This is a genomic window from Patulibacter americanus DSM 16676 (assembly GCF_000420025.1).
Classification (GTDB): Bacteria; Actinomycetota; Thermoleophilia; order Solirubrobacterales; family Solirubrobacteraceae; genus Patulibacter; species Patulibacter americanus.
In genome coordinates, this window is record NZ_ATUD01000004.1 from 281,860 (window position 1) to 294,135 (window position 12,276).

9 protein-coding genes and 1 riboswitch are annotated in these 12,276 nt (G+C 73.2%); of the genes, 7 read left to right on the forward strand and 2 right to left on the reverse strand.

All coding sequences use genetic code 11. The features are described 5' to 3' along the window. The first annotated feature begins 9 nt into the window (after positions 1 to 9). Positions 10 to 116, forward strand: a riboswitch (TPP riboswitch). Next, positions 105 to 1,487, forward strand: a complete 1,383-nt coding sequence (gene thiC / locus F593_RS0109700; protein ID WP_022928556.1) for a phosphomethylpyrimidine synthase ThiC — start codon at positions 105 to 107, stop codon at positions 1,485 to 1,487. Its footprint overlaps the riboswitch before it by 12 nt. Before the next feature lie 55 nt (positions 1,488 to 1,542). On the opposite strand, the gene F593_RS0109705 is transcribed toward thiC, so the two are convergent. After that, positions 1,543 to 1,746: a hypothetical protein gene (locus F593_RS0109705; protein ID WP_022928557.1), complete on the reverse strand. Its 204-nt coding sequence runs from the start codon at positions 1,744 to 1,746 to the stop codon at positions 1,543 to 1,545. A 279-nt stretch (positions 1,747 to 2,025) separates the two neighbouring features. On the opposite strand from F593_RS0109705, the gene F593_RS0109710 reads away from it, so the two are divergent. From F593_RS0109710 to F593_RS23960, 5 genes are all read left to right on the forward strand, one after another. After that, complete coding sequence (locus F593_RS0109710; protein WP_028721573.1) at positions 2,026 to 2,964, forward strand: branched-chain amino acid transaminase; 939 nt, start codon at positions 2,026 to 2,028, stop codon at positions 2,962 to 2,964. Between the two features lie 109 nt (positions 2,965 to 3,073). After that, positions 3,074 to 4,693, forward strand: coding sequence for a citramalate synthase (gene cimA / locus F593_RS0109715; protein ID WP_022928559.1), 1,620 nt, complete (start codon positions 3,074 to 3,076; stop codon positions 4,691 to 4,693). After that, positions 4,690 to 5,844 carry a DegT/DnrJ/EryC1/StrS family aminotransferase gene (locus F593_RS0109720; protein WP_245540793.1) on the forward strand — a complete coding sequence of 385 codons (1,155 nt, stop codon included), beginning with the start codon at positions 4,690 to 4,692 and terminating at the stop codon, positions 5,842 to 5,844. Before cimA ends, F593_RS0109720 begins: the two co-directional genes overlap by 4 nt. A gap of 49 nt (positions 5,845 to 5,893) precedes the next feature. Next, positions 5,894 to 7,255, forward strand: a complete 1,362-nt coding sequence (gene argH / locus F593_RS0109725; protein ID WP_022928560.1) for an argininosuccinate lyase — start codon at positions 5,894 to 5,896, stop codon at positions 7,253 to 7,255. 4 nt (positions 7,256 to 7,259) lie between these two features. After that, positions 7,260 to 7,901 carry a DNA-3-methyladenine glycosylase gene (locus tag F593_RS23960; protein WP_022928561.1) on the forward strand — a complete coding sequence of 214 codons (642 nt, stop codon included), beginning with the start codon at positions 7,260 to 7,262 and terminating at the stop codon, positions 7,899 to 7,901. 96 nt (positions 7,902 to 7,997) lie between these two features. Here the strand turns inward: F593_RS23960 and F593_RS0109735 are convergent, their stop codons facing one another. Continuing rightward, a complete protein-coding gene (locus F593_RS0109735; protein WP_169449180.1) occupies positions 7,998 to 10,568 on the reverse strand; it encodes a transglycosylase domain-containing protein in 2,571 nt (856 codons plus the stop codon). Positions 10,569 to 10,820: 252 nt separating this feature from the next. On the opposite strand from F593_RS0109735, the gene tyrS reads away from it, so the two are divergent. After that, positions 10,821 to 12,005 (forward strand): tyrosine--tRNA ligase, encoded by a 1,185-nt coding sequence (tyrS, locus tag F593_RS0109740; RefSeq protein WP_022928563.1) that lies wholly within the window; start codon positions 10,821 to 10,823, stop codon positions 12,003 to 12,005. Positions 12,006 to 12,276: the final 271 nt, after the last annotated feature.

Genomic DNA, 12,276 nt, shown 5'->3' on the forward strand with positions numbered 1-12,276 from the left:
GGTCGCCGCACCACACATCCGGGGAGTCCCATGGAGGGGCTGAGAGGGCGCTGCCGCGCCGACCCGACGACCTGATCCGGTTCATGCCGGCGGAGGGAGCATCCATGGAACGCCACGTCTTCGACGACGGGGGAGCGCCGCGTACGCAGCTGCGGGCGGCGCGCGAGGGAACGGTGACGCCGGAGCTGGCGCGCGTCGCCGAGCGGGAGGGCCTCGAGCCCGAGACCGTGCGCGCCGAGGTGGCCCGCGGCCGCATGGTCGTGCCCGCCAACCTCCACCACGGGGCGCTCGACCCGATGGGCATCGGCCTGCGGGCGCGGGTCAAGATCAACGCCAACATCGGGTCGAGCCCGACGACCAGCTCGCTGGAGGACGAGGTGGACAAGCTCGCGCTCGCGCAGCGCTGGGGGGCCGACACGGTGATGGACCTCTCGACCGGCAAGCGGATCGCACAGACGCGCGGCGCGATCCTCGCCGCGGCCACCGTGCCGATCGGCACCGTTCCGATCTACGAGGCGCTCGAGCGTGTGAAGCGCCCGGAGGACCTGTCGATCGGACTGCTGCTCGAGGTGATCGAGGAGCAGGCGCTGCAGGGCGTGGACTACATGACGATCCACGCCGGCGTGCTGCTGGAGCACCTCGCGCTCTGCCAGCACCGCACGACGGGGATCGTCTCCCGCGGCGGCGGGTTGCTCGCGCGGTGGATGGTCCACCACGAGCGCCAGAACCCGCTCCACGAGCAGTTCGACGCCGTGCTGGCGATCTGCGCACGGCACGACGTGACGATCTCCCTCGGCGACGGCCTGCGCCCCGGCTCGATCGCCGACGCCTCGGACGCCGCGCAGTTCGCCGAGCTCGACACGCTCGGCGACCTCGTCGGCCGCTGCTGGGACGCCGACGTGCAGTGCATGGTCGAGGGTCCGGGTCACGTGCCGCTTCACCAGCTGCAGGAGAACGTCGAGCGCCAGCAGCGCGTGTGTCGCGAGGCGCCCTTCTACACGCTCGGCCCGCTCGTCACGGACGTCGCGCCCGGCTACGACCACATCACGTCGGCGATCGGGGCGGCCGTCGTGGGCTGGCACGGGACCTCGATGCTGTGTTATGTCACCCCGAAGGAGCATCTCGGGCTCCCCGACGCGGAGGACGTCAAGCAGGGGCTGATCGCCTACCGGATCGCCGCGCATGCGGCCGACCTTGCCCGCGGCGGCGCGCACGGGGCACGGGCGGCCCGGTGGGACCGCGAGCTCTCGCGGGCGCGGTTCGACTTCGACTGGAACCGGCAGTTCGACCTCGCCGTCGATCCCGACACGGCGCGCGGCATGCACGACGAGACGCTCGGCGACGAGTACTTCAAGACGGCGGAGTTCTGCTCGATGTGCGGGCCGAAGTACTGCCCGATGCACAACTTCCGCGACGTCGACTGGGGCCGCCTGGGCGACCTGGCCGCGCGACGGGCCCGCGAGGTGGGTGGGGCGCCGACGCGCTAGGCGCGGGCGGCGGGGCCGGGCCGCGCGGGGGCGCGGCCCGGCGGCCGTCGGTGGGTCAGACCGCCGCGGGGCGGCCGGAGTCCCAGCCCGCCTGCACGGTCACGCGGCAGTGGCCGAGGGCCTGCGCGTCGATCGCGTCGGGCGCGTGCCCGTCGTCGACGACGACGTCGTCGATGTGACCGCGCTGCTGGGCCAGGGTGGCCAGGACGCGCCGGTCGCGGTCCGTGGTGTCCAGGATGGGAGTCGTCGTACGGGTCATGGAATCCTCCGTGCGCCGGGGGTCCGAGTGGCGGCCCCGTGGGGCCGGTGCCCGACGTCTGTACTGCACGGTAGGGCCGTACACGTCGTGGGTCCACCGTGGCGACCGGGACGTGCGACGGATGGGGGGTGGTGCGCCGACGCCGTCGCCGGGGGCGCCGGGACCGGACGCGCGGGGGGTGCCGGGGCCGTCGGCCCGAGGCGCCTCCGCGCTAGCATCGGGCGATCGTCCGCCGGCTCCGCTGCCGTGCGGACGGGTCGACGCGACGAGGGGGCCAGGGTGCCGCAGGGCGAATTCATCTGGAAGAACGGCGAGCTGGTCCCGTGGGCCGACGCGCAGGTCCACGTCCTCACGCACGCCCTCCACTACGGCACGGGCGTCTTCGAGGGGATCCGCTGCTACGACACCGAGGCGTTCGGCCCGGCGATCTTCCGGCACCAGGAGCACGTCGACCGGCTGTTCAAGTCGGCCGAGCTCTACTACATGCCGGTCCCCTACACGCGGGAGCAGATCCGCCAGGCGACGCTCGAGACGGTCGCCGCCAACGGCCTGCGCTCGTGCTACATCCGCCCGCTCGTGTTCCGCGGCGAGGGCCCCATGGGTCTCAGCCCGCTGGACTCGCCCGTCGACGTGATCATCGCCCCGTGGGAGTGGGGTTCGTACCTCGGCGACGAGGGCAAGGCGAACGGCGTGCGCGCCAAGATCTCCTCCTGGCGGCGTCTCTCGCCCGCCGGCCTGATCCCGCACGCGAAGGCGACGGGCCAGTACCTCAACTCCGTGCTCGCGAAGATCGAGGTCACGAAGGCCGGCTACGAGGAGGCGATCCTCCTCGACGACCGCGGCATGGTCTGCGAGGGCTCCGGCGAGAACATCTTCGTCGTGCAGGAGGGCCGCATCGTCACGCCGCCCCAGTCGGCGTCGATCCTCGACGGCATCAACCGCCGCTCCGCGATGCAGGTCGCACGCGACCTGGGCTTCGAGGTCGTCGAGCGCGACCTCGCCCGCGCCGAGCTCTACCTCGCCGACGAGATCTTCCTTACCGGTACCGCGGCCGAGCTCACGCCGGTGCGCGAGGTCGACGACCACGCCGTCGGAACCGGCAAGCCCGGCCCCGTCACGCGCGAGGTCCAGCGGGTCTTCGAGGACGCGCTGCACGGCCGCGACGAGCGGTACCACGGCTGGCTGGACCCGGTCCCGGCCCGCGACGGGGCCCGCTGAGGTGCGTCCCCTCGCGCCGGGCGGGCGGCGAATTCTCTAGGGGCACCGGGCCGTCGCGGCGCGGAGGCCCCTCGCCGACCCCGCCGACCCACGCACAGGACCCCGACCGATGACCCACTCCGCCGCACCCCGATCCTTCGAGCTCTACGACGCCACGCTCCGCGACGGCATGCAGGGGGAGGGCATGGCCCTCTCCGCCGAGGAGAAGCTGCGCGTCGCCACCAAGCTCGACGAGCTGGGCGTGCACCTGATCGAGGCGGGCTTCCCGGCCTCGAACCCGAAGGAGCAGGAGCTCTTCGGGCTGCTCGCGCGCGAGACGTGGCGCCACACGACGATCGCCGCCTTCGGGATGACCCGCCGACGCGACGTCCGCGCCGACGAGGATCCGGCACTGCGGATCCTCGCGGAGTGCTTCTGCGACGTCACCACGATCGTCGGCAAGACGTGGGGCCTGCACCTCGAGAAGGTGGTCCGCGTCGACCGCGACGAGAACCTGCGGCTGATCGCGGACTCCGTGGCGTTCCTGCACGGCGAGGGCAAGCGGGTGATCTACGACGCGGAGCACTTCTTCGACGCGTGGCGCGACGACGAGGCCTACGCCCTGCGCTGTCTGCGCGCGGCGGTCGAGGCGGGAGCGGACACGCTCTCGCTGTGCGACACGAACGGCTCGTCCCTGCCGCTGCAGATCCACGACGCCGTCGCGCGCGTGGTCCAGGAGCTCGGCGCCCACGCCCGCGTGGCGATCCACGCCCACGACGACGCCGGGTGCGGCGTGGCCAACTCGCTGCTCGCGGTCCAGGCCGGCGCTACCCAGGTGCAGGGCACCACGAACGGCATCGGCGAGCGCACGGGCAACGCGAACCTCACGACGATCACCGCGGACCTCGAGCTGAAGATGGGCGTGCGTTCGCTCCCCGAGGGCGGGCTCGCCCGCCTGACGGAGACGTCGCACTTCGTGGACGAGCTGCTCAACCGCACGCCGCGCGCCACCCAGCCCTACGTCGGCCGCAACGCGTTCGCCCACAAGGGCGGCCTGCACGTAGCCGGCATCCGCGCCGACGCCCGGACCTTCGAGCACGTCGACCCCGTCGAGGTCGGCAACACCCGCGACGTCCTCGTGTCCGAGCTCGCCGGCAAGGGCACGATCATCGAGAAGGCGACGGAGGCGGGCGTCGACGTCGACGACGCGCAGGCCGTGCGGATCATCGAGCGCGTGAAGCAGCTCGAGCACGAGGGCTACCAGTTCGAGGCCGCCGACGGCTCGTTCGAGCTCCTGCTGCGCCGCGAGACGGGGGCGTACGAGCCGTTGTTCACGCTGGAGTCGTGGCGCGTCATCGTCGAGCAGCGCGCCGAGGGGCGCGTCGAGACCGAGGCGACGATCAAGATCTGGATCGGCGGCGAGCGCTACGTGCGCACCGCCGAGGGCAACGGCCCGGTCCACGCACTGGACGCCGCGCTGCGCTCGGCGATCGTCCAGGTCCACCCGCACCTGCGCGACATCGAGCTGACCGACTTCAAGGTGCGCATCCTCGACTCGACGAAGGGCACGGGGGCGACCACCCGCGTGCTGCTCGACGCGTCGGACGGGCAGGACACCTGGGGGTCGATCGGCGTGAGCGAGAACGTCATCGCCGCCTCGTGGGAGGCGCTGGTCGACTCGCTCTCCCGCTCGGAGCAGGCGGGGCGCCGGACCGCATCGGACGCGGCGGCGTCCGGGGTCGAGGCGTGAGCGTGCCGGAGCGCGAGCCCGTGCGCCACGACCTCATCCCGGTCGCGCGCCCGGTCATCGGCGAGGCCGAGGAGCAGGCCGTCCTCGAGGTGCTGCGCTCCCGGCACCTGTCGCTCGGGCCCCGGGTGCCCGAGTTCGAGCGGCGGTTCGCGGACCGGGTCGGCGCCCCGCACGCGTCCGCGGTCTCGTCGGGCACCGCGGGACTGCACCTGGCGCTGCGGGCCGTCGGCGTGGCCGACTGCCGCGCGGAGGACGAGGTCGTCACGTCCCCGTTCTCGTTCATCGCGACGGCGAACAGCGTGCTCTACGAGGGCGCGACCCCCGTCTTCGTCGACATCGACCCCGACACCCTGAACGTGACGGCGGACGCGGTCGCCTCGGCCGTCACGGAGCGCACGGTGGCGTTGCTGCCCGTGCACATCTTCGGCTACCCCGCCGACATCCCCGGGATGGAGCGCCTCGGGCTGCCGATCGTCGAGGACGCCGCGGAGGCCCTGGGCGCCGTGCACGCCGACGGCACCACGGTCGGCGGCCGGGGCAACCCGACGATGTTCGCGTTCTACGCCAACAAGCAGCTCACGACGGGCGAGGGCGGGCTCGTCACGACGTCCGACCCGGCGGTGAAGGCGCGGATCGACTCCGAGCGCAACCAGGGCCGGGCGCCGAACATGCAGTGGCTGGACCACGACCGGCTCGGGTTCAACTACCGCCTGTCGGACCTGCAGTGCGCCCTGGGCATCGCGCAGCTGGGCCGCCTGGACGACATGCTCGAGGGCCGGGCGCGCGTCGCCGCGTGGTACCGCGAGGCGCTCGGGGAGCTCGTCGAGCGGACGGGGCTCGAGCTCCTCTGCGAGGACCGCGGCGGCGACCGCCGCTCCTGGTTCGTCTTCGTCGTCCGCACGCCCCACGGCGTCGACCGCGACGCGACGATCCGCGCCCTCGCGGAGCGGAACATCCAGACCCGCCCGTACCTGCCGGCGATCCACCTCTTCTCGTTCTACCGCGAGCGGTTCGGGTTCCGCGAGGGCCAGTTCCCGGTGGCCGAGGACGCCGCGGCGCGCGGGCTCTCGCTCCCCTTCTTCCCGGAGATGACGCAGGAGCAGGTCGCGATCGTGGTCGAGGAGCTCACCGCGGTCCTCACCAGCGACTGACGGGGCGGCCCGGCGGCCCGACCCCCGGGCTCCTTAGACTGCGGCGCATATGTCGCGTTTCTCCGAGCCGCAGGATCCCGTCTTCCGGGCGATGAACACCAGCCTGGGCTTCGACCGACGCATGTGGCCGCAGGACCTCCGCGGCTCCCGGGCGCACGCCCGGATGCTCGCGGCGCGCGGCATCATCGGGGAGGACGACCTCGAGGTGATCCTCCGGGGGTTCGCGCAGATCGAGGGCGAGCTGCAGGACGGGTCGTTCCCGTTCGGGGCGGACGACGAGGACATCCACATGGCGGTGGAGCGCCGTCTCACGGAGCTCGTCGGGGACCCCGGCGCCCGCCTGCACACCGCGCGCTCGCGCAACGACCAGGTCGCGACGGACTTCGCGCTGTGGACGGCCGAGGCGGCGGAGCGGGCGATCGCCGGCATCGAGGGCCTCATGCGCACGCTGGTCGAGGTCGCCGAGGAGCACCGGAACTGGCCCATGCCGGCCTATACGCACCTGCAGCGGGCGCAGCCGGTGTACCTGGCGCACCACCTGCTCGCCTACGTCTGGATGCTGGAGCGCGACCGGGCCCGGTTCCGGTTCACCCGCGAGCAGGCGTTGCGCCGGATGCCTCTCGGAGCGGGCGCCCTGGCGGGCGTGAACTTCGACACCGACCGCACGATGACGGCGGCGGAGCTCGGCTTCGACGCCCCGGCCCCGAACTCCATCGACGCCGTCTCCAACCGCGACTTCGCCCTGGACTACCTCGGCGCGGCCGCCACGTGCGCCACGCACCTCTCGCGCCTGGGCCAGGAGATCGTGCAGTGGGCGAGCGAGGAGTTCGGGTTCCTCGTGCTCCCCGACGCCTGGTCGTCGGGCTCCTCCCTCATGCCGCAGAAGAAGAACCCGGACTGCGCCGAGCTGCTGCGGGCGAAGGCGCCGCGCATCACGGGGCACCTCACCGCGCTGCTCGGCGTGATCCACGCGCTGCCCCTGACCTACAACAAGGACCTGCAGGAGGACAAGGAGCACGTGTTCGACGCGGCCGACACCCTCGAGCAGTCGCTCGCCGCGGCGTCGGGGATGATCGCCGGCGGCACCTTCCGCAAGGACCGCATGGCCGCGGCCGCCGCCGACGAGCTGCTCGCCGCCACGGATCTGGCGGACGAGCTCGTCAAGCGCGGCGTCCCGTTCCGGCAGTGCCACGCCATCGTCGGTGGGCTCGTCCGTGAGGCCGTGGACTCGGGGCGCAAGCTGTCCGACCTCTCCGACGACGAGCTGCAGGCGCAGAGCCCGCACCTCGGTCCGTGGATCCGCGAGCTCCTCGAGCCGCTCTCCCTGCTCGAGCGCAAGCAGAGCCAGGGCGGCACGTCGTCGCTCCGCCTGACGGAGCAGCTGGAGCTCGCGCACGGCCTGCTCGCCTGAGCCGATGGCGGACGACCAGCCGCTGCCGCACGCGTTCTACGCGCGGCCCGTGGTCGACGTCGCCCGGGAGCTCCTGGGCTGCGTCGTCGTCCACGGAGCCACCGCCGGCCGGATCGTGGAGACCGAGGCCTACCACCAGACGGAGGCCGCCTGCCACGGCTACCGCAAGCCGCCGCTGGTTCCGGGCCCCACGGAGCGCACCGCCGCGCTCTTCGGTCCGCCCGGACGGGCGTACGTCTACCGCTCCTACGGCATCCATTCCATGCTCAACGCCGTCTGCGAGCCCGAGGGCCTGGCCGCGGCGGTCCTCGTCCGCGCCGTCGAGCCGGTGACGGGCCTCGAGCTCATGCGGGAGCGTCGCCCGGGCCGCCCGGACCGCGAGCTCGTCGCGGGCCCGGGTCGCCTGACGCTCGCGCTCGACATCCGCCTGGAGCACGACGGGTGCGATCTGCAGACGGGGCCGATCCGCATCGTCCGCCCGCCCGCCGACGCGCGGCCCGTCGAGCTCGTGACCGGGCCCCGCATCGGCATCACGAAGGCCGTCGAGCTGCCGTGGCGGTTCGCCGACGCCTCGAGCACGGACGTCTCGCGTCCGTGGCCGGAGGCGATGCGCCCGCGGGCCCGGCGTCGGGGACCGGTGTCCTAGGCCCCGGCGGCCGCGCAGCCCCTTCGATCCCCCGGTCGGCCTCCGCGGCTCCGGCGGGCACGACCCGCGGAGCTCCGGGCGCGCTCGACCGCTCGCTCAGCCGAGGGGGACGGCGCCGCCGCCGGTCCCGCCCGTTCCGCCGGTCCCGGAGCCCGAGCCGGATCCCGACCCGGCGCCGGAACCCGCCCCCGAACCGGTCCCGCTCGAGCCCGTGCCGCTCCCGCTCCCGGGCGACGGGGCCGAGGGGGGGACCGGGGCCGGGGCGTCCGTCCCACCGCCGCTCCCGTCCCCGGCCGTCGAGCCGGTGCCGTCCGTCGCGCCCGTGCCGCCGCCGGTGGTGCCCGACGACGTGCCGCCGGTCCCGGTGGGCGGTGCGCCGCCAGTCGCCGCGCCCGCCCCGGTCGTCGCGGTCGGCGCGGCGCTGACGTCGGGCTCGGCGCCGTCGACGGGGACGTCGGCGTCGTCCTTCTGCTGCTTCTTGCGGTCGGGGTTGCGGGCGTCCAGGATCCGGTCGACACGGCCCATGAAGGCGCCCCAGATCGCGGCGGGGTAGGTGCCGCCCTCGACGGGCTCGCCCATCCACTGCGTCTGCATCGGCTTGCCCGAGTCGGGGTAGCCCACCCACACGGCGACGGTGACGTCCTTCGAGAACCCGACGAACCACGCGTCGACGTTGTTCTCGGTCGTCCCCGTCTTGCCGGCCGCGAAGCCGCCGTACTGGGCGCGGTGGCCCGTGCCCTTCGAGACGACGGTCCGCATGATCGAGGTGGCGGTATCGGCGACCTCGGTGGAGAGCACCCGGTCCGCGCGTCGGCGGTTCACGCGGGTGCGGCGGCCCGGCTCGCGGATCTCCTGGATCCCGACGGGGCCGTTGTTCGGGGCGCCGAGCGTGCCGTTGATCCGCAGGCCGCGGGTGGCGAACGTCTCGTACGCGTGGGCCATGTCGAGCACCGTGACGCCGCGGCGCGGCGCGCCGAGGGCGAGGGCGGCGTTGCTCGAGACGGGCGAGCGCACGCCCATCCGGCGGATGAGCTTGGCGACCTTCTTGGTCCCCACGGTCTGCCCGAGCTGCGCGTAGACCGCGTTGTCGGAGTATGTGAGCGCGCGGGCGATGCTCGACGTCCCGGCGTACGCGCTCTCCGAGTTCGTCACGCGGAACGGCTCCGTTCGGCCGTTCTCGTCCTTGACCTTCAGCGTGAGCTTCTTCGACGGGTACAGCTTCTGCGGGGAGATGCCCTCGCGGAGCGCCTGCGCCAGCACGAACGGCTTGAACGACGACCCGGGCTGACGCTGGCCCTGGGTGGCGAGGTTGAACGGCTTCTCGCGGTAGTTCTCGCCGCCGACCATCGCCCGGACCTCGCCGGTCTTGTTGTCGATGGCCACCATCGAGGCCTCGGGCATGTCGGGGCTCGACAGGTAGGACGAGATCGACTTCTCCGCCGCGGTCTGCATCGAGGGGTCGATGGTCGTCTTGACCTTCAGCCCGCCTTCGTACGTGCGCTGCGCGCCGAGTCGGTCGATGAGCTGGGCGCTGACCCAGGAGGCGAAGTACGGGTTCTTCGCCTCGAGCGTGGGCGGCTCGACCTGCTGGCGCGTGGGGAGCGGCTCGTTCCTGGCCAGCTCGTAGTCCTCCGGGGAGAGCTTCCCGTGCTGGCGCATCTTGAGCAGGACGGTGTTGCGCCGGCGCAGCGCGGCCTCGGGCTCCGTCACCGGGTCGAACCGCGAGGGCGAGGCGATGATCGCCGTCAGCAGCGCGGACTCGGCGGGGGCCAGCGTCTTGGCGCACCCCTCCTCCGGCGGCCCGCAACCGCGGTGCGCGTCCGTCTTGCCGAAGTACGTCTTCGCAGCGGACTCGACCCCGTAGGCGCCGTTGCCGAAGTAGATCCGGTTGAGGTACGTCGTGAGGATCTTCGACTTCGACCACTGCTGCGTCATGTGGTACGCCAGCGCGACCTCGCGCAGCTTCTGGAAGACGGTGCGCTGATCCTCGGCCTGCAGCGAGACCTTGACGAGCTGCTGCGTGATCGTGGAGGCGCCCTGCGCGGCCCGCCGGGCGACGATGTCCTGGACGACGGCGCGGCCGATGCCGCGGACGTCGACGCCGCTGTTCTCGTAGAAGCGCTCGTCCTCCATCGAGACCACGGCGTCCTTCATCGCGGGACTGATCTCGTCCTCGCGCACGACGTAGCGCGAGGAGTCGGCGAGCACGCCGATCTGCCGTCCGCTCCGGTCCAGCAGCACGGAGTTGCGCGCGGTCTGGAACTCCTTGGCCGTGTCGAGGTTCGGGAGGTCCGTCGAGACGGCCATCATCATCCCGAAGATCGTCGAGACGACCGCCAGCGCGCCGAGCGGCACGAGCAGCAGGAGCAGCCGGATCCAGCGGAAGCGCAGGCGCGGACGCCCCGAGCCGCCGGTCCCCCCGGAGTCGCCGCCGCCGGTCGGGGGCAGGTCGCCCGTGCCGCCGCGGCCGGAGCCGCCGCCGGTGGGCCGCGCCGGGACGGCCGACGGAGCGGCTGAAGGCGGCGCGGCGTGGGGCGTCGCGAAGGAGGCGGCCTCGGCGGGCGGCCCCGGGCGCCTGCGCCGTGGAGGGCCCTGGTCGCCCGGCGCCGGGTGCGCGCGAGGCGCGTCGACGGCGGCGAAGCGCGGGTCCCCAGGGGGGTCCGTCACGGCCGCGGCGGGCCGGGGCGCCGTCACGGGCAGGACGTCGTCCGTCCCTGCCGACCACCAGGGGGTCGCGGGGTCGGGTGACGGCGACGCCGCGGGAGCGGCGCCCGGTCCGGGGTGCGTGGCGTTCGCCGGCGCACCGGGATGTCCGGTGGGTTCGGTCATAGTGCTCGCGGGGGCCGGGACGGCGGGGCGGCGGCAGGCGCCCGGCGTCGGCTCACGGAACGAGAGCCCGCATATCCTAACATCGACGGCATGTCCGACCCGCGTTCCGACGCCGCGTTCCTGACCCGCAACGCGGCGACCGCCCAGCCCGCCGGGGCGCTCGAGCAGCGCCTGAAGGCCGCGGTCGACGAGGGACGGCAGCTGCGGGTGAAGCTGGGCATCGACCCGACGGCACCCGATGTGCACCTGGGACACGTGGTGGTCCTGCAGAAGCTGCGGGAGTTCCAGGACCTCGGGCACCGGGTGGTCCTCATCGTCGGCGACTACACCGCGCGCGTAGGGGACCCGAGCGGGCGGTCCGCGACCCGGCCGGTGCTCTCCCCGGAGGAGATCGACCGCAACGCCCGGACCTACCAGGACCAGGCGCTGCGGGTGCTCCGGAACGAGCCCGACCTGCTCGAGGTGCGTCGCAACGGCGAGTGGCTCGACATGTCCATGGACGCGTTCCTCACACTGGCCCGGATCCCGAAGGTCGCGCAGCTCCTGGAGCGCGACGACTTCGCCAAGCGGTACGCGGGGGGCAAGCCGATCAGCCTGCTCGAGTTCGTCTACCCGCTGCTCCAGGGCTACGACTCCGTGGCGATCGATGCGGACGTGGAGCTCGGCGGGACGGACCAGACGTTCAACCTGCTCTTCGGGCGCGACGTGCAGCGCGCGGAGGGGAAGCCGGAGCAGACGGTGCTGACCATGCCGCTGCTCGTGGGGACCGACGGCAGCCAGAAGATGTCGAAGTCCCTGGGCAACCACATCGGCATCACCGAGCCCGCGGGGGAGATCTTCGGACGGACGATGCGGATCCCGGACGAGCTGATCGACCCGTGGGCGGACCTGCTCGGGATGGATCTGTCGAGCGCGGAGGGGCAGGGGCCGCGGGAGCGCAAGCGCGCGCTCGCGCGAGCGCTGTGCGACCGCTTCGCCGGAGCGGGGGAGGGCGAGAAGGCCCAGGACGCCTTCGACCGGCTCTTCAAGGACCGCGAGATCCCGGACGACATCCCGCTCCACGGGATCACGGGGTCCGTTCATCTGCCGGCGCTGCTGGCGGACGCGTTCGGGGTCTCCCGCTCCGAGGGGCGGCGGTCGATCACGCAGGGCGGGGTGCGGGTGAACGGCGACACGTGGCCGTCGGAGCGTCTGGACGTGGACGCGCACGAGCTGCGAGACGCGGTGCTGCAGCTCGGCAAGCGGCGCTTCGTGAAGCTCGTGATCGAGGGCTGAGACACCTGCCGAGGGCAGTTCGGCGAATGCCGGGCCGGGCGTACGCCGCCCGGAGCTACGGCACAGAGCCGCGCGAAACCCCAGTCGGAGCGGGCCATCCGGGACCGGAAGGCGCCGTCAGGGAGGCCCCGGAGCCCCCGGCGGGTGGGGGCGCGACGCACGAGGCCGAAAAAGTTGTATCTTTCTCGAGCCGCTGGAGACCGCGGCGCAGCGCGAAGCCCGGATGTGACTGAGGTCGCATCGCACGGCGGAAGCGGATGCGCTAGAGTCA

Coding starts and splice junctions, on each gene's coding strand:
- argH (WP_022928560.1), top strand. CDS start 5,894: ATGTCGCGTTTCTCCGAGCCGCAGGATCCCGTCTTCCGGGCGATGAAC.
- F593_RS0109705 (WP_022928557.1), bottom strand. CDS start 1,746: ATGACCCGTACGACGACTCCCATCCTGGACACCACGGACCGCGACCGG.
- thiC (WP_022928556.1), top strand. CDS start 105: ATGGAACGCCACGTCTTCGACGACGGGGGAGCGCCGCGTACGCAGCTG.
- F593_RS23960 (WP_022928561.1), top strand. CDS start 7,260: ATGGCGGACGACCAGCCGCTGCCGCACGCGTTCTACGCGCGGCCCGTG.
- tyrS (WP_022928563.1), top strand. CDS start 10,821: ATGTCCGACCCGCGTTCCGACGCCGCGTTCCTGACCCGCAACGCGGCG.
- cimA (WP_022928559.1), top strand. CDS start 3,074: ATGACCCACTCCGCCGCACCCCGATCCTTCGAGCTCTACGACGCCACG.